General features: G+C 69.0%; 18 protein-coding genes and 1 pseudogene. 8 read left to right on the plus strand and 11 right to left on the minus strand.

The window, feature by feature from the left end; genetic code table 11:
- Positions 1 to 3: 3 nt before the first annotated feature.
- The gene (locus Q7V15_RS03475; protein WP_304753847.1) at positions 4 to 336 is read right to left on the minus strand and encodes a hypothetical protein; all 333 of its coding nucleotides are present in this window, start codon (positions 334 to 336) and stop codon (positions 4 to 6) included.
- A 190-nt stretch (positions 337 to 526) separates the two neighbouring features.
- Here Q7V15_RS03475 and Q7V15_RS03480 point away from each other — a divergent pair, with 190 nt between their 5' ends.
- A complete protein-coding gene (locus tag Q7V15_RS03480) occupies positions 527 to 2,479 on the plus strand; it encodes an ATP-binding protein (protein ID WP_304753848.1) in 1,953 nt (650 codons plus the stop codon).
- Between the two features lie 119 nt (positions 2,480 to 2,598).
- A complete protein-coding gene (locus Q7V15_RS03485; protein WP_304753849.1) occupies positions 2,599 to 3,066 on the plus strand; it encodes a hypothetical protein in 468 nt (155 codons plus the stop codon).
- 153 nt (positions 3,067 to 3,219) lie between these two features.
- Here the strand turns inward: Q7V15_RS03485 and Q7V15_RS03490 are convergent.
- The 3 genes and pseudogenes from Q7V15_RS03490 to thiD form a co-directional block, all read right to left on the minus strand.
- Positions 3,220 to 4,042, minus strand: a pseudogene (locus Q7V15_RS03490) (PhzF family phenazine biosynthesis protein); the annotation flags it as partial.
- A 79-nt stretch (positions 4,043 to 4,121) separates the two neighbouring features.
- On the minus strand, positions 4,122 to 4,697 hold the full coding sequence (locus Q7V15_RS03495; RefSeq protein WP_304753851.1) for a nucleotidyltransferase family protein: 576 nt from the start codon (positions 4,695 to 4,697) through the stop codon (positions 4,122 to 4,124).
- Positions 4,694 to 5,503 carry a bifunctional hydroxymethylpyrimidine kinase/phosphomethylpyrimidine kinase gene (gene thiD, locus Q7V15_RS03500; protein ID WP_304753852.1) on the minus strand — a complete coding sequence of 270 codons (810 nt, stop codon included), beginning with the start codon at positions 5,501 to 5,503 and terminating at the stop codon, positions 4,694 to 4,696. The genes Q7V15_RS03495 and thiD overlap by 4 nt, the downstream gene beginning before the upstream one ends.
- Before the next feature lie 83 nt (positions 5,504 to 5,586).
- On the opposite strand from thiD, the gene Q7V15_RS03505 reads away from it, so the two are divergent.
- Positions 5,587 to 6,339: an SDR family oxidoreductase gene (locus Q7V15_RS03505; RefSeq protein ID WP_304753853.1), complete on the plus strand. Its 753-nt coding sequence runs from the start codon at positions 5,587 to 5,589 to the stop codon at positions 6,337 to 6,339.
- Entirely contained in the window at positions 6,323 to 7,090 is a 768-nt protein-coding gene (locus Q7V15_RS03510) for a hypothetical protein (RefSeq protein ID WP_304753854.1), read from the plus strand. Before Q7V15_RS03505 ends, Q7V15_RS03510 begins: the two co-directional genes overlap by 17 nt.
- Here Q7V15_RS03510 and folP read toward each other — a convergent pair.
- Positions 7,087 to 7,881: a dihydropteroate synthase gene (gene folP / locus Q7V15_RS03515; protein WP_304753855.1), complete on the minus strand. Its 795-nt coding sequence runs from the start codon at positions 7,879 to 7,881 to the stop codon at positions 7,087 to 7,089. The genes Q7V15_RS03510 and folP overlap by 4 nt on opposite strands.
- Before the next feature lie 219 nt (positions 7,882 to 8,100).
- On the opposite strand from folP, the gene Q7V15_RS03520 reads away from it, so the two are divergent.
- Entirely contained in the window at positions 8,101 to 8,298 is a 198-nt protein-coding gene (locus Q7V15_RS03520; protein ID WP_304753856.1) for a hypothetical protein, read from the plus strand.
- A gap of 22 nt (positions 8,299 to 8,320) precedes the next feature.
- Here the strand turns inward: Q7V15_RS03520 and ftsH are convergent, their stop codons facing one another.
- Positions 8,321 to 10,204, minus strand: coding sequence for an ATP-dependent zinc metalloprotease FtsH (gene ftsH, locus Q7V15_RS03525; protein ID WP_304753857.1), 1,884 nt, complete (start codon positions 10,202 to 10,204; stop codon positions 8,321 to 8,323).
- Between the two features lie 218 nt (positions 10,205 to 10,422).
- A complete protein-coding gene (rpsU, locus tag Q7V15_RS03530; RefSeq protein WP_300574753.1) occupies positions 10,423 to 10,656 on the minus strand; it encodes a 30S ribosomal protein S21 in 234 nt (77 codons plus the stop codon).
- Between the two features lie 178 nt (positions 10,657 to 10,834).
- On the opposite strand from rpsU, the gene Q7V15_RS03535 reads away from it, so the two are divergent.
- Positions 10,835 to 11,503 (plus strand): COQ9 family protein, encoded by a 669-nt coding sequence (locus Q7V15_RS03535; protein WP_304753858.1) that lies wholly within the window; start codon positions 10,835 to 10,837, stop codon positions 11,501 to 11,503.
- A gap of 385 nt (positions 11,504 to 11,888) precedes the next feature.
- On the opposite strand, the gene Q7V15_RS03540 is transcribed toward Q7V15_RS03535, so the two are convergent.
- Entirely contained in the window at positions 11,889 to 12,971 is a 1,083-nt protein-coding gene (locus Q7V15_RS03540) for a 5-(carboxyamino)imidazole ribonucleotide synthase (protein WP_304753859.1), read from the minus strand.
- Positions 12,971 to 13,483: a 5-(carboxyamino)imidazole ribonucleotide mutase gene (gene purE, locus Q7V15_RS03545; RefSeq protein ID WP_304753860.1), complete on the minus strand. Its 513-nt coding sequence runs from the start codon at positions 13,481 to 13,483 to the stop codon at positions 12,971 to 12,973. Before purE ends, Q7V15_RS03540 begins: the two co-directional genes overlap by 1 nt.
- A 109-nt stretch (positions 13,484 to 13,592) precedes the next feature.
- Between purE and Q7V15_RS03550 the strand changes: the two genes are divergently transcribed.
- A complete protein-coding gene (locus tag Q7V15_RS03550; protein WP_304753861.1) occupies positions 13,593 to 14,312 on the plus strand; it encodes a GGDEF domain-containing protein in 720 nt (239 codons plus the stop codon).
- Positions 14,312 to 15,103, plus strand: a complete 792-nt coding sequence (locus tag Q7V15_RS03555) for a pseudouridine synthase (protein WP_304753862.1) — start codon at positions 14,312 to 14,314, stop codon at positions 15,101 to 15,103. Before Q7V15_RS03550 ends, Q7V15_RS03555 begins: the two co-directional genes overlap by 1 nt.
- 3 nt (positions 15,104 to 15,106) lie before the next feature.
- On the opposite strand, the gene Q7V15_RS03560 is transcribed toward Q7V15_RS03555, so the two are convergent.
- Positions 15,107 to 16,060 carry an alpha/beta hydrolase gene (locus Q7V15_RS03560; RefSeq protein WP_304753863.1) on the minus strand — a complete coding sequence of 318 codons (954 nt, stop codon included), beginning with the start codon at positions 16,058 to 16,060 and terminating at the stop codon, positions 15,107 to 15,109.
- A 75-nt stretch (positions 16,061 to 16,135) separates the two neighbouring features.
- Positions 16,136 to 16,775: non-homologous end-joining DNA ligase (ligD, locus tag Q7V15_RS03565; protein WP_304753864.1), on the minus strand; the 640-nt coding region annotated here is incomplete at its 5' end.

Consider the following 16,775-nt stretch of genomic DNA (forward strand, 5'->3'; position numbering starts at 1 on the left):
CAATCAGCCGACGTCGCGCATGGCCGGGACGTTGCGGGCCGGCTCGAAGGGCTTGTCGGGGCCGACCAGCTTGGTGCGGATGCCCAGGCGGAGCTTGGCTTCGTTGAGTTCGCCATGCACGCCGACCATGGCGGTGCGGGCTTCGCCCAGCGCCTTGATGGCGTCCACCAGCTTGGCGGCGGCATCGTCGCCGAACACGGTGGAGACGCCGACATCCTTACGGGCCTTGAGCATTTCGGTCATCAGCTCGGTGGCTTCGACCAGGGCCGCGTCGACCGACTCTTCGGTCGCAAACAGCTTATTGGCCACACGCTGGGCTACAAACGCCTTTTCCATGGGGGCATCCCTCCTCGGGGGTTAACGGAATGCTAACCAAGCTAAACCAAAAGTTAACGCCCGTCCTCCCTTGCAACCGTGACAACTTCACGCAGGGGTTGCGTCGCCTATTAGGCGAGTTCGAGAAGCGAATGATTAGGACTATTCCCTTAGAACGGGCGCTCGATCCTCCCAGGAGCTCGCCTCAATTTTGGTCACGCCCCCCCCTTCCGACCCTGCTGGCGCCCGCCACGAAGCGACCTTCCATGCGAAGATCGCCGGGGTGGCGCTTGTCACGACGGTGGTGGTCCTGCTGGCGGCCTGCGCGACCTTCATGCTCCAGCAGTGGGCTGTGGCCCGCGAACAGGCCCGGTCGAGCTATCAGGCCCTCGCCGTGGTCACCGCCGATCTGGCCGCCCCCGCGGTCGCCCGCGGCGACCTGACCGCCGCCGGCGCCGCCGTTGACGCCCTCAGCCGCGACCGCCGGATTTCAAGCGTCCGCCTGACCGACGCCACGGGCGCGACCCTGGCGGCGTTCGTCGCCGAAGGCGTCGCGGAAGGTCAAACCCTGGCGGTGTCCCAGCGGCTAAGCTGGGAGGGCCGGGTGATCGGCGAACTCAGCGTCAGGGCCAAGCCGCCGGAACTGGCCGCCCTGCTGCCTCAGTTCGCCGCCCTGACCGCCGCCTTGTTCTTCGGCGGGGTGGGGGTCGCGCTGTTCCTGTCCCGGAGCCTGGCCCACCAAGTCATCGCCCCGGTGAAGGGCCTTTCGGAGGCGATGCGCCAGGTGGCGGCCAGCGGCCAGTTCAAGCCTGTCGGCCTGACCGCCCGCGACGACCTGTTCGGCAGTCTGGCGGTGAGTTTCAATCACCTACTGACCCGCCTGGACGCCCGGGAGCAGGACCTGAACAAGACTCTGGACGAACTGGTGGAGGCGCGGGATGCGGCCAACGCCGCCAATGTCCTGAAATCCCAGTTCCTGGCCAATATGAGCCACGAAATCCGCACCCCCCTGAACGGCGTGCTGGCCATGGCCGATGTCATGGCCATGGACCGGCTGCCCGCCGCCCAGCGCGGCCGGCTGGAGGTGATCCGCCAGTCGGGCGGCCTGCTGCTCACCGTGATCAACGACGTATTGGACATCTCCAAGATCGAGGCCGGCAAGCTCACCCTCGTGGAGGAGGACTTCGATCTGGAGACCTTGGCGGCCACCGCCCGGGCCAGTTACGGAGTCCTTGCCGAGAGCCGCGGCCTCGCCTTTTCGGTGGAGATCGACGACAGCGCCCGGGGCCTCTGGCGGGGCGACCCCAACCGGATCCGGCAGATCCTCGGGAACCTGCTGTCCAATGCAGTGAAGTTCACCCTGACGGGCTCGGTCTCGGCCCGTTTCACCGCCGACCCCCTGGGGGGCCTGATCCTCACCGTCCACGACACCGGGGTGGGCGTGCCCGCCGGCAAGCTCCCGCAACTGTTCGAGAAGTTCACCCAGGCCGATTCCACCGCCACCCGGCGCTTCGGGGGAACGGGCCTTGGCCTGTCCATCTGCCGCGAGCTGACCCAGATGATGGGGGGCGAAATCAACGCCCGCAGCCGCGAGGGCGAAGGCTCCCTGTTCGAAGTGCGTCTCCCCCTCTCCCGGGGCGTGAGCGTCGCCCCGTCCGCGGCCGAAGACGTGACGGCGCCTGCGGCCTCGCCGCCCCTGGTGGCGGTCGACGACCTGGACGATATCCCAGGGGAGGCCGCGCCCGATGAGGGCGAGGGGCGCCCCATGCGGATCCTGGCTGCGGAGGACAATCCCACCAACCAGCAGGTCCTGGCCGCGGTGATGTCCTCCCTGGGCCTGGAGGTGGAGATCGTCAATGACGGCGCCGCCGCCGTGGCCGCCTGGACCACCGGCGCCTATGACATGATCCTGATGGACATCCAGATGCCGGTCATGGACGGGATCGCCGCGGCCCGGGAAATCCGCCGTCTTGAGGCCGAGACCCGACGCCTGCGCACCCCCATCGTGGCCCTCACCGCCAACGCCCTCTCCCACCAGGTCAGCGACTACCTGGCCGCGGGAATGGATGATCACGTGGCCAAGCCCATCGAGATCGCCAAGCTCTACCAGACCATCTGCGCGGTGGTCGGCCGGGCTGAAGAGGCCGCCGCTCAGGTCGCCTGAGGCGCCTGAATCCAGGTGAACGCCTGACAACCATCCACTCAGACGCCTGTCAGCGTCGCCATGGCTTTCTCTCCTCAACGCCGCCCATCGCGGCTGACCTACCCACGAGGAGTTAGCCCATGAAGTCCCTGCTGATCGCCCTGACCGCCGGCGCCGCCCTGACCGCCGGCCTCGCCACCGCCGCCGCCGCCGCCCCTGGCGGCTACGGTACGCCCAACCACGCGCCGGCCTATGGCGCTCAGCATGGGCCGGGCCAGAACATGGGTCCCCGTCCCGGTCATCCGGTCCGCGCCCCGGCCTGGATCCCGATCAACCAACGACAGGCCGCCCTGGAGCGCCAAATCGACCTTGGCCAGCGCACAGGCGCCCTGTCGCGCCGTGACGTGCTCCAGCTTCGTTCAGAGTTCCGGAGCATCCAGAATCTTGAGGTCAACTACCGTCGGGGCGGCCTGACCCGCTGGGAGATGTCCGACCTCGACCGCCGGATGGACGCCCTGAGCGCGCGCATCAACTATGCGATGCGCCATGTCGATCGTCGCTATGGCCAAGGCTATGGCCAAGGCTATGGCAACGGCTATCGCCGCTAGAGCCTGATGCGATCAGACGGAATCTGATCGTTGAATCAGGCTCTGCACTCCAAGTCTTGAGCGCGTTTCGTCCCGATATCTGGTTCCCGCCTGTCGGAACGCGCTCGAGGCCTGACGCGCTGCAAAGGACAAGCCGGGGTGGACCCCCGGCTTGTTTCGTTTGGGCTCAGAGCCGCAGCCGGCTGTCGATGACGCTGACCGCCTGGCCGCGCAGGATCACCCGATCCCCGGCCAGTTCGCAGTCCAGGTCGCCCCCCCGCCCAGGATAGGCCTGATGGAAGGCCAGTCGCGCGCGCCCGAGTTTCGCCGCGTAGATCGGGCTCAGCATGCAATGGAACGAGCCCGTCGCCGGGTCTTCGGGAATCCCTGACCCCGGGGCGAAGAAGCGGCTGACCACCTGGTAGGACAGGCCCTCGGCCAGGGCGCTCACCCCAACATTGCCCCGTCCCTGGGTGGCGGCGCTGGAGATGGTCTTGAGCGCCGCCAGGTCGGGGCTTGCCGCGCGGACCGCCGCCTCATCCTTAAGAATCGCCACCAGGAACGGCCCGGCCCAGACCTCGTCTGGCTCGATCCCCAGGGCCGCGGCGAGTCCCGCCGGGGTCTCCACCTGGCGGATGGGCGAGGCCGGGAAGTCCATGGCGTAGGCCCCGTTCTCCCGAGAGACGGTCAGGGGTCCCGAGAGGGTGTCGAAGGTGACGGTGTCAGCCGAAAGGCCCAGTTCAGCGAACAACATATGGGCGCTGGCCAGGGTGGCGTGGCCGCACAGGGGCACCTCAAGGCTGGGTGTAAACCAGCGCAGGCCAAACCGCGCGGGGTCGCTGGTGCGCAGCAGGAAGGCGGTCTCGGCCTGGTTGTTCTCCGCCGCGAGGGCCTGCATCCAGCCGTCCTCGGGCCAGGCGTCGAAGGGTTCGACCACACAGGCCGGATTGCCCCGGAAGGGGGCGGAGGCGAAGGCGTCGATGGTCCACTGGCGCATGGAAAGGCTCGCGGCTGAAGATGTTCGGCCCACTTATGCCCTCAACGCCACGCCATCAAGGCAGAGCTTGCCCTTTGTCTCAGGCCTGGACGGCGAGTTCCGGCCAGCGGGCCTGGGCGGCGGCGGCGGTGCGCGCAAAGCCCAGGGTCTTTCGGCTGGGATTGGGGACCAGCCGCAGGGCGAAGAGGTCGGAGAGACCGAAGGGGGCGAAGATGCGCAAGGTCCCATCCGGTTCGAGTCGGGCGCCCACGGCGAACATGGTCGAGGTGAAGCGGCTCAAGGCCTCGGCGCTGGAGGCCAGCGGGGCATAGGGCTCGCCGAACCGATCCTCGAACCACAGGTGCACGCGGGCCTGGTTACGCACCTCCACCAGGGTGTCCAGGGGCGGAGGATAGGCCGCCGCCCGGCGGATGACCACATCCTCGGCCTCATAGCTGAGGTCGCCAGAGTCGAAATAGCCGAGGTCATAGTCCTTCAGCCCATAGTCCGGGTCGCGGCCCGTCAGATGGTTCAACGCCTTCTGATAGATGGCGCCGGAGAAGATCATCCAGTCGGGCAGGGCGAGGTCCCGGGCGGTCTCCATCACCCCCATCAGGCTGGGCGCCCCCTGCAGGATGGTCGCCAGCCGGTGTTCCAGGTCAGCCTCTGAGATCATGCGCGCAGGGTCCAGCCGTGGTCCAGGGGGCCGTGGCCCTGGCCAAGGCCCGGGGCGCTGGCCATGGCCTCCTGCACATAGGCCCAGGCATGGGCCACGGCGGCGTCCAGGGGCAGGCCCTGGGCCAGTCCGACCGCACAGGCCGAGGCCAGGGTGCAGCCGGTGCCATGGGTGTGGCGGGTGTCCTGGCGGTCGGTCTCGAACACGGTCTCGCCTGTGGGGGTCAGCAGCAGGTCGATCACCCGATCGCCGGCCACGTGCCCGCCTTTCATCAACACCGCACGGGCGCCGAGCTGAAGCAGCGCGGTCCCGGCGCGCCGCTGGTCGTCCAGGCTTTCCACCACAAGTCCGGTCAGGGCGTGGGCCTCAGGGGCGTTGGGGGTCAGCAGGGCCGCCCGGGGAACCATCAGGCTGCGCACCGCGTCGACGGCGTCAGACGCCAGCAGGCTCGCGCCGCCCTTGGCGATCATCACTGGATCAATCACCGCCGGGATCGGGGCGGCCTCGTCCAGCAGGGCGGCGACGGCCTCCACCATGGCCACATCGCCCAGCATGCCGGTCTTGATGGCGTCGGCGCCGATGTCGCTCAGCACCGCCCGGGCCTGGGCCTGGACGATGTCGACGGGGATCGGATGGACCCCGGTGACGCCAAGGGTGTTCTGCACGGTCACCGCCGTGATGGCGGTGGCGCCATAGCCGCCCAGCGCCATCACGGTTTTCAGGTCGGCCTGCACGCCGGCGCCGCCACCGGAATCGGAGCCGGCGATGATCAGCACCCGGCCGAGGGGAGAGGTCAGAGAGGTCATGGCCGCTTCTTCCATATCCTTGGGCGTCTGACGAGGGGGCCGGCGGGCTTGCCCACAGGGCTGCGCCGGGCGAGGTTCGCCCCATGACACAGCTTGCCAAGATCGCCCTGGTCACCGGGGCGGGTTCAGGGATCGGACGGGCCTGCGCGCTCGCTCTGCACCGTGGGGGATTCGCCCTGGCCCTCACCGGACGGCGCCGGGCGGCGCTGGACGACACGGCGGCAGGGTTGCCTCCGTCCGACGTCCTGATCCACCCTGCCGATGTGTCCGACGAGGATCAGGTGGGCGCCCTGTTCGCCACCGTGCAGGCGCGGTTCGGCCGGCTCGACCTGTTGTTCAACAACGCCGGGACTGGCGCGCCGCCGGTTCCTCTCGAGGATCTGTCGCTGAAGGCCTGGCGCCGCGTGGTCGACGTCAACCTCACCGGCGCCTTCCTGTGCACCCAGGGCGCCTTTCGCCTGATGAAGGCCCAGGACCCCAGGGGCGGGCGGATCATCAACAACGGCTCGATCTCGGCCCACACGCCGCGGCCGCGCTCGGCGGCCTACACCGCCACCAAGCACGCGATCACCGGCCTGACCAAGTCGACCAGCCTCGACGGCCGGGCCTATGGCGTCGCCTGCGGCCAGATCGACATCGGCAACGCCGCCACCGAGATGACCGCCGCCATGACCGGCGGGGTCCCCCAGGCCGACGGGACCCTGAAGCCTGAGCCGATGATGGACGTGGCCGCCGTCGCCCAGGCGGTGGTCTACATGGCGAGCCTGCCGCTGGAGGCCAATGTCCAGTTCATGACGGTGATGGCCACCCAGATGCCCTATGTCGGCCGTGGCTGACGCCCGCGCCGCTCAGGTCGCGGTGTTCCGGGACTATTTCGGCCTGCAGCTCGCCTTCGCCGAGACGCTGGCGGCCCGCAGCGGCCTGCCGCTGTCGGAGGCGGTTCGCGGCTTCACCAACCTGCATCGCCGCCTCAGCCTCGGCGAGGTGTCCGAGGCGCCGCCGGGAGCCGAGTGGCGGCGCTACGCCGAGGGGCTGGACCGCGCGCCGGACGCCCCCTCGCGCCTCGACTGGACGATGGAGGTAATGGCCGCCGCCCCGGACGAACCGCCCCAGCCGAACAAGGTCCGCTTCGGCTGTTTCAGCTATGACCCGCCCGACGCCGGCGTGGTTCGCATCCACTTCAACAACCACGACAGCCGCGACGGCGCAGGACCCCTGGCCCGGTCCAAGGTCGGGGCGCGGCGTTCAGAGCTGGCGCGGATGTTCGCTCATCTGCGGCGGACCGCGCCGGAAGCCGAGACGGTGGCCGGCGCCTCTTGGCTCTACCATGTGGAAGCCTATCGCCGCCTGTTTCCGCCCGCCTATACGGCCTCGGCCACCCTGGCGGGGAAGGTCGGCCTGACCGGCGTCTCCAGCTGGGGCCAGTTCCTGACTCATCAGGGCGCGGTCAAGGGCGACCTGAGCCAGACCTTCCTTGAGGGGCTGGGAGGCCTCGATCCCGACGCGCCCTGGCTCGCCTTCCCCTTGCGCCCCCTTCGGGTCTCGGCGCCGATCGCGTGCTTTGAGGACCATTTCGGTCTCGGCTAAGGGCGTCGGGCCGCCTTGATGGCCGACCAGACATCCAGAGCCTGGATGGTTTCCCCCACATCATGGACCCGCACCGCGGCGACGCCGGCCTGCGCGCCGGCGAGGGCTGCGGCGATCGAGCCCGGCGCCCGTGCGTCCGGCGCCTCGGCCCCCGGATGGATGGCGGCGATGAACCGTTTCCGGCTGGCGCCCAACAGAACGGGAAAGCCCAGGGCGCAGACCGCGTCCAGATGGGCGAGCAGGGCCAGGTTGTGGTCCAGGGACTTGCCAAAGCCTATCCCAGGGTCGAGCCAGATCTTCTCCCGGGCCACCCCTGCGGCCATGGCGGCCGCCGCTCGATCGACCAGGAAGGCGCAGACCTCGGCTGTGACATCCTCATAGTGAGGGGCCGCCTGCATGGTGCGCGGCTCCCCCTGCATGTGCATCAGCACCACCTGGCAGCCGAGCTCGGCGGCCACATCGGCGCTGTCGGGCGCATGGGAGAGGGCGGTCACATCGTTCCAGATCGTCGCCCCGGCGGCCACCGCCGCCCGGGCCACCTGCGGTTTCATGGTGTCCACCGACAGGGGTGGGGCGGCTTCCGCAGCCAGGGCGGTGATGACCGGGACGACGCGACCGATCTCCGCCTCGGCCGGCACGGGTGAGGCGCCAGGGCGGGTGGACTCCCCGCCGATATCGAGGATGTCGGCGCCCTGGCCTATCAGTCGGCGGGCCTGGGCCAAGGCGGGCTCAAGTCCCTCATATCGACCCCCGTCGGAAAAGCTGTCGGGGGTGAGGTTGAGGACGCCCATCACGGCGGGTCGGCGGGGGGGGCGGATCAGGGCGGACCTCCAGGACTTCTCGCAGGCGCGCAACGCCCAATCGGTTATCCCACAAGGACCAGGGCGCCAATCGTGCGGGCGCCGCGGGCGAAATGCTGCGACTGCTCACATCGGGCGCCGGAAGTCTGTCACACCTTCGCCTTAAGGTGCCAGCAGGGATGGCCAACCTCGGACCTGGGATGCACGCCCGTGATCATGAACCCGATACGCCACCTGCGGCGCCGCAAGCGCCTGCAGGCCGAGGCGGAGGAAGAGGCGGCCTATCTGCGCCGCAGGTTTGGGGCTGAGGCCCATGGCGCCGCCATGGAGAAGCTCAAGCGCGCGGACCTGACCAGCTGGGGTCGCCAGGTGGTGGCTGAAGCCGCCCGGCGCCTGGAGCAGAGCTGAGCCCTGCTCCAGACGGTCGGGATCAGGCCGGCTCGGGACCTGGCCGCGGCGAGATCGGCACCGCCACGGTGGGGCCGAGGGAGCGATGGCTCTCGGGCTCTTCGCGCTTGGGGGCGACGCCCTTGATCACATTGACGATCTCGTCGCCGGACAGGGTTTCGTACTCCAGCAGGGCCTGGGCGACCTTGTGCAGTTCGTCGATCCTCTCGGTGAGGATGCGGCGGGCCTCGTCGAAGGCGTTCTGGACCAGGGCCTTGACCTCCTGATCGATCAGCCGAGCGGTCTCTTCGGACACGCTCTGGGTGCGCGACACCGAATGGCCCAGGAAGACCTCATCCTGGTTTTCGCCATAGGAGACCACGCCGAGCTTGTCGGAGAAGCCCCACTTGGTGACCATGGCCCGGGCCAGGCGGGTGGCCTGATCAATGTCGGACGAGGCGCCCGAGGTGATCTTGTCCTTGCCGAAGATCAGCTCCTCGGCCATCCGGCCGCCCATCAGGATGGTCAGGCGCGAGGTCATCTGTTCGTAGGACATCGACAGCTGATCCCGTTCAGGCAGCTGCATGACCATGCCCAGAGCCCGGCCCCGGGGAATGATGGTGGCCTTGTGCACCGGGTCGGTGGCCGGGACGTTCAGGGCCAGCAGGGCGTGGCCGCCCTCATGATAGGCGGTCAGGCGCTTCTCATCGTCTGTCATGGCCATGGACTTGCGCTCGGCGCCCATCATGACCCGGTCCTTGGCGTCCTCGAAGTCCCGCTGGGTGACCATGCGGCGGTTCTTCCGCGCGGCCATCAGGGCGGCCTCATTGACCAGATTGGCCAGGTCCGCGCCGGAGAAGCCAGGGGTCCCGCGGGCGATGGTCTTGACCTCCACATCGGCGGCCAGCGGCACATTCTTCATGTGAACTCGCAGGATGCGTTCGCGGCCGTTGATGTCGGGATTGGGCACCACCACCTGGCGGTCGAAGCGGCCGGGACGCAGCAGGGCCGGATCGAGCACGTCGGGACGGTTGGTCGAGGCGATCACTATGATGGCGTCGGTGGGATCAAAGCCGTCCATCTCCACCAGCAGCTGGTTCAGGGTCTGCTCGCGCTCATCATTGCCGCCGCCCAGGCCTGCGCCGCGATGGCGGCCAACGGCGTCGATTTCGTCGATGAAGATGATGCACGGGGCGTTCTTCTTGGCCTGTTCGAACATGTCGCGCACCCGGCTGGCGCCGACGCCGACGAACATCTCCACGAAGTCCGACCCTGAAATATAGAAGAAGGGCACGCCGGCCTCGCCGGCCACCGCACGGCCGAGCAGGGTCTTACCGGTGCCGGGAGGGCCGACCATCAGGGCGCCCTTGGGGATCTTGCCCCCCAGGCGCTGGAACTTCTGCGGGTCCTTCAGGAAGTCGACGATCTCGGTCAGCTCTTCCTTGGCCTCGTCCACCCCGGCCACATCCTCGAAGGTGACGCGGTTCTTGTTCTCGGTCAGCATCTTGGCCTTGGACTTGCCAAAGCCCATGGCGCCGCGGGCCCCGCCCTGCATCTGGCGCATGAAGAAGATCCACACCCCGATCAGCAGCAGGATCGGCAGGCTCTGCAGGATGAAGCCCACCAGGGTGAAGCCCCCGGCCGGCTTGACCGTGATGTCCGCGTTCTGGGCTTCCAGGCGCTTGACCAGCTCTTCCTGGTTGTTCGGGGTCACGGCGGTGGAGACCTGGCCCTCGGAATTGCGCACCTCGACGGCCGAGCCGCGGATGACCGCTGAGGCCACACGGCCAGAATCGATCTGGGCGAGAAGCTGCGAGTAGGTGATCTCGCGCGTGTTGGCCGCCTGGCCGCCGCCGCTCATCATGCTGTAGAGGCCAATCAGGACGACGACGATGACGCCCCAGATCGCCATATTGCGCATGTTCATGGTGCTTTTGATCCGTCTCGGGAAAACGCGTGTTCAGACCCTAAGATAGGATGGCCTGAGCGGTTTCACCAGCAAGGGGCGGGCCAGAGTGACCGCAGGTCGCGGTCTGGCTGCAGAATCTCTGGGCTCTGGGAACGAGAAAGGCCGCGCAGACGGGCTGCGCGGCCTGATATCTCTTCACGATCGCACGTCCCGCCAGGGCGAAGACGCAGGCGTCCTTAGCGGGCGCGCGGCTTGGGGGCCGCGATCAGACCTTCGCGCTGGGCGCGCTTGCGGGCCAGCTTGCGGGCGCGGCGGACGGCTTCAGCCTTCTGGCGCGCGCGCTTTTCCGAGGGCTTCTCGTAATGGACGTGGCGCTTCATCTCGCGGAACGAGCCTTCGCGCTGCATCTTCTTCTTCAGGGCCTTGAGGGCCTGGTCGACATTATTGTCGCGGACGAAAATCTGAACCAGGGGACTCTCTCCTGCCTGCCTGCCGTTGCGCCACCCGGCGCACATGGCGGTGGCGGTGAAACAAAAATACGAAATAGCCCCGAAAGCGACCGCTCCGGAGCCGAGGGCGGCGAAATAGCAGAAGGCTTGGCCCATGTCCACGCAAGACGGCGGCTTTCGGCAGGGTTAGACTGGGCGAATGTCAGACTCCGCCTCATCCCCCCACCCCGATCCCGACGCCTGGGCCCGCAATGTCGAGGACCAGGTCCTCTCCCTCGCCCTGCCCCATGTGCCGCAGATGGGCTGGAGTCCCCTGCTTGTGGCCCGCGCCGGGGCCGAGGCTGGCCTCTCCAGGGGGGAGATCGAGCTTTTGTTCCCCAATGGGGCGGCCGACCTGGCGGCCCTGCTGGGCCGTCGCCATGACCGCGAGGCCCTGGCGATCCTGGCCGAAACCGATCCCCGGGCCCTGAAGATCCGCGAGCGCATCCGCCTGGCGGTGGAGACCCGGCTGGACGCCGCCGCCCAGGACGAGGCCATCGCCCGCCGCTGGAGCGGCTTCCTCGCCCTGCCACAGAACCTGCCCCTGGCCAGCCGCCTCCTGTGGGACAGCGCCGACCAGCTCTGGCGCTGGGCCGGCGACACCGCCACCGACGAGAACCACTATTCCAAGCGCGCCATCCTCTCGGGAATCCTGTCGGCGGCGCTCGCCATCCGCGTGGCCTCGGGCCGCGGGACCTCCATGGACTTCGTGGACGCCCGCATCGCCAATGTGATGAGCTTCGAGAAGTGGAAGGCGACGACCAAGCTACGCCCGTCCGAAGCCCTCAAGACCTTCGCCCAGACCCTTGGCCGCATGCGTTACGGCTGAGGCGCCTTGCGTCCTTCGAGGCTCGCTATCGCTCGCGCCTCAGGATGAGGAGGGTGGGTTGAGGCCTCTCCCCGCCCTCGTCATGCTCGGGCTTGACCCGAGCATCCATGAACACTGGTCCGGCCACGGTGTGCATGGGCCCTCGGATCAAGTCCGAGGGCGACGGAGGAGAGGTTGGGGCTCTCTTCGTGTCCTTCGCGCCCCTTCGTGTCCTTTGTGTCCGATCTTGAGTGCGCCCGCCGCACGCGAGGCTGAGGCGCCTTTGCGTCCTTCGAGGCTCGCTACCGCTCGCACCTCAGGATGAGGCAGGTGGGGTGAGGCCTCTCAGTCCGTCCTCATCCTGAGGCGCCCGAAGGGCCTCGAAGGACGAGGGCGGCTGCGCCGCCTATAGCCCCGACAGCCGGTTGATATGGCCCATCTTGCGGCCGGGCTTGGCCTCGCGCTTGCCGTAGAGGTGCAGGCGGGTCTCGGGCTCGCTGGCCAGTTTCAGCCAGGCCTCGGCCTCGTCGCCCAGCAGGTTGAGCATCTCCACATGGGCCCGGGCTGCGGTGGGCCCTAATGGCCAGCCGGCCACGGCGCGGATGTGCTGCTCGAACTGGCAGACCTCGCAGCCGTCCTGGGTCCAGTGTCCGGTATTGTGCACCCGGGGCGCGATCTCATTGGCCAGCAGGCGGCCGTCCGCCAGCTCGAACAGCTCGATGCCGATGACGCCCACATAGTCCAGGCGGGTGAGGATCTGGGCGGCGATCCGTTCGGCCTGGTCCGCCAGGTCGGGACTGGCCGGCGCGGGCGCCACCGTGCGGCGCAGGATGCCGCCCTCGTGATGGTTTTCGCCCAGGGGATAGATGGCCAGCTCGCCGTCGCGGCCCCGGCCGGCGATCACTGAAAGCTCGCGCACGAAATCGGCCGGCGCCTCCAGGATGCAGGGGACGCCCCCCAGGGCCTCAAAGACGTCGGCGGCTTCGGCCGCATGCTCGACCCACTTCTGGCCCTTGCCGTCATAGCCCTCCCTGCGGGAATTCATCAGGGACGGGACGCCGATGCGCGCGGCGGCCTCCAGGGCGTCCTCACCGCTGTCCACCTGGGCGAAGGCCACGGTGCGGACACCGGCCTCATTGAGGAAGGTCTTTTCGGCCACCCGGTCCTGGGCCACGGCCAGGGTTTCGCCATTGGGCGCCACCGGGGCCCCAAGCGCCCTCAGCCGCTCGACCGCGGCGGCGGGCACGTTTTCGAACTCATAGGTGATGACGTCACAGAGGTCGGCCAGCCTCGCCAGCCCGTCGGGGTCGTCAAAGGGGGTGATGAGGGTTTCCCGCGCCACCCGGCTGGCCGGGGCGTCGATCTCCGGCGTCAGGATGACCACGTCAAAGCCCAGACGGGCGGCGGCGAGCGCCAGCATTCGTCCCAGCTGTCCGCCGCCGAGAATGCCGATGGTCGCGCCGGGCGCGAGGGGAAAGCCCGAGTCCATCAGTCTTCCACCGTCTCGGACACGGCGTCCGCCAGGCCCTGGGCGAAGGCGGTGAGGCGTTCGGCCAGAGCGGGATCGCCCAGCGCCAGGATGCGAGCGGCGAGAATGCCGGCGTTCTTGGCGCCCGCCTCGCCGATGGCCAGGGTCGCCACCGGAATGCCCCCGGGCATCTGGACGATGGAGAGCAAGCTATCCATACCCTTCAGGGCCTTGGACTCCACCGGCACGCCCAGCACCGGCAGTTCGGTCATGGAGGCGGCCATGCCCGGCAGGTGGGCGGCGCCGCCGGCGCCGGCGATGATCACCTTGTAGCCCGCAGCCTTGGCGGTGGTGGCGAAGTCATAGAGGCGCTTGGGCGTGCGGTGGGCCGAGACCACCTTGGCCTCCCAGGTCACGCCAAGCGCGTCGAGCTGGTCTGCGGCGCACCGCATGGTGGGCCAGTCGGAGCGGCTGCCCATGATGATGGCGACGGGCGGGCGACCGCCTGGGCCGGCGGGGTTGGAACTGGCCATCGGACGGCCCCCTTAATGGGAAAGGCGCGGAGTATAGGCGCCGCCTTTGCGCCGGCAACCGATCACCGGTAGGTTTCTTATGGTTAAGGCTGGATGTGATTCCCTCCCCATGAAGATCACGGGCGCGCGCACCGAACCCTTTGCGGCCATCCGCAAACGGGCCCTGGCCCAGGCCGGCGCCCAGAGCTCTGCGGCCCGCGCCCTGCCGGCCGACAAGGCGGGCTTCCTCGGCGTCTCCGAAACCGAGATGACGCCGGCGGTTCGCGGCGCCCTGCAGACCCTGCTGACCGAGATTGATGATCTGCGCGGCGAGGTGGCCCGGCTGAAGGCCAAGCTGATCGAGGCCGAGGGTCTGGCCGACCGGGACGCCCTGACTCCGGTGCTCAATCGCCGGGCCTTCATGCGCGAACTGGCCCGGGTGCAGACCTTCTCCCGCCGCTACGCCTCGCCGGCCAGCCTGGTCTATTTCGACCTGGACGACTTCAAGAGCGTCAATGATCGCTTCGGCCATGCGGCCGGCGACGCTGTGCTCAAGGCCGTGGCCGAGCGGCTCACAGGCCTGGTGCGCGACAGCGACATTGTCGGGCGCATGGGCGGGGACGAGTTCGCCGTGGTGCTGGTCCAGGCCACCGCCATGACCGCCCAGGCCAAGGCCGAGGCCCTGGCAAGGACCCTGGAACAGGCGCCCATCCAGTTCGGCGACTGGTCGGCGCCCCTGCATCTGTCCTACGGGGTCTGTGAAATCCCCCATGACGGCGAGCCCGAGGCCATTGTCGCCCAGGCGGACGCGGCCATGTTCATCCGCAAGCGCGAGCGCCAGACCGGCTGATGGCCTGGACGCGCACCTACGAAGAGGCCGAGCCCCAGCGGGTCAATCGCTGGCTGGCCCAGAGCGGCGTCTGCTCCCGCCGTGAGGCCGAGGCCCTGATCGCCGCCGGCCAGGTCTCCATCGACGGAGAGACGGTCTCCGATCCTGGCCGCAAGATCGAGCAGGGCCAGACCCTCACCCTCGACGACGGCGCCCAGGCGAGACTCCAGGGCCAGATGACGGTGATCATCAACAAGCCGGTGGGCTATGTCTCGGCCCAGCCGGAGCCTGGCCAGATTCCCGCCGCCCGCCTGCTGACCCGCCAGGGTCTCTGGGGAGAGGCCGCCGAAATCCCTGCCGCCGACCGCAGCCTGGCGCCGGTGGGCCGCCTGGACCTGGACAGCCGCGGCCTGCTGATCCTGTCGGAGGACGGGGTGGTGACCAAGGCGGTGATCGGCCCGGACTCCCTGATGGAGAAGGAATATCTGGTCCGGGTGCGCGGCGACATTGCAGAGCCCGTCCTCGCCCGCCTGCGCCATGGGCTCGAACTGGACGGCCGCCAGCTGAAACCCGCCAAGGTCACCCTGGCCGGCGACCAGCGCCTGCGCTTCATCCTGACCGAGGGCCGCAATCGCCAGATCCGCCGGATGTGCGACCTGGTGGGGCTGTCGATCATCGACCTCTACCGCCTGCGGGTCGGCCCCCTGAAGGTCGGCGACCTGCCGGAGGGCCGCTGGCGGCCGATCACGGCCCGCGAGCGCGAGGCCCTGATCACCCCGGGTTTCAGCCCCAAGTCCGTCCGCCGCCGCTGAGCCTCAGGCCAGGGCCCGGGCGAGCGCCGCGCGGCTGTCCCGGGCGGCCGTCTGGCTGACCTTCGCCTCCGGCGCCCACTGGAAGCCGTGGAAGGCGCCGGGATAGACGTGCAACTCCACCGGAACCCCGGCCCGCAGCAGCCGCTGGGCGTAGGCCAGGTCCTCCTCCAGAAACAGGTCCAGGGCGCCGGTGGCGATGAAGGTCGGCGGCAGGCCAGAGACGTCCGTGGCCCGGGCGGCCGCCGCATAGGGGGAGACCCCGTCCACGCCAGGCTCATGTCCCAGCAGGGCCCGCCAGCCAAAGGTGTTGGCCTGGGGCGTCCAGACGAAGGCGCCGGCATAGGGGTGCGGATCGGTGGTGACGCAGGTGCGGTCATCGATCATCGGATAGATCAGGTGCTGGAAGGCCAGGCGATAGTCCCCCCGGTCCCGGGCCAGTAGCGCCAGCCCCGCCGCCAGGCCGCCGCCGGCGCTCTCCCCCATCAGACCGATCCGACCCCGGTCGATCCCCAGGGCTTCGGCGTTGGCGAACACCCAGGCGAGCGCCGCATAACAATCCTCCACCGCACCCGGGAAGGGCGTCTCCGGCGCCAGCCGGTATTCCACCGAGACGATGCAGCAGGCGAGGTCAGCGGCCAGGGGCCGATGGACCGCCTCGTTGTCGGCCGCCGCGCCGGCGACATAGCCGCCCCCGTGGATATGCAGGATGCAGGGCAGCGGCCCCGCAGCGTCCTTGGGGTGATAGACCAGCACCTCGACCTCTGGCGCGCCAGCGGGTCCAGGAATCGTCCGCCGCTCCAGGCTGGTGCGAGCCAGGTCCTCGGGCCGCACCTGAAAGCGAGCCGGCCGGCCGCGCATCAGGGGCAGGATCTCCTCCGTCAGGTCAAAGGCCGGGAAGGTGTCGAGCAGGGGCAACAGCTCCGGATCGACCAGGTCTCGGTTGGCGGCCCTGTCCATGTCTCGTCCCCTTGGCGATTTTCCGAAAGCTTGGCAGGCGCCGCGCGCTCTAGGAAGCCTGGACGCAAGGGAAGCCTAGACCTTTCCGAGCTTGCGGATGGCCGGCGCCAGCGGCCGTTCGCCTTGCGAATAGTCGGCCCAGGCCTCGGTCTTCTTCAACAGGTCAGGCACGGTGCGCAGGGTGAAGCGCAGGGGGTCGAGACCCTTGCGCACCTGGCCCCAGGTCAGCGGCATGGAGACCCCGGCGCCCTCCCGGGCCCGGGGGGACAAGGGCGCCACGGCCGTCGCCATCCGGGCGTTGCGCAGATAGTCGACGAAAATCCTTCCCTCGCGCCTGGCCTTGGACATCACCGCCACATAGCGATCAGGCTCGTCGGCGGCCATCTGGCGGGCCACGTCATGGGCGAAGGTCTTGGCCTTGTCCCAATCCAGTCCGCGGCCCTTGGCCAGCGGGGTGACCACATGCAGCCCCTTGCCGCCGGTGGTCTTGCAGAAGGCCACCAGACCCAGCGCCTCCAGCCGGTCTTTCACGTCCTTGGCCGCGGCGACCACATCGTCGAAGTCGAGACCAGGGCCGGGGTCGAGGTCGAACACCAGACGCCCCGGGGTCTCCGGATCACCCTCGCGGCAGTTCCAGGGGTGCAGTTCGATGGCCCCCATCTGGGCGAGCGCCGCCAGGGCCGGGATGCGGTCGATCTGCAGATAGGGCTGCTTG

Origin of the sequence: Phenylobacterium sp., assembly GCF_030651755.1 — a bacterium.
GTDB lineage: Bacteria > Pseudomonadota > Alphaproteobacteria > Caulobacterales > Caulobacteraceae > Phenylobacterium.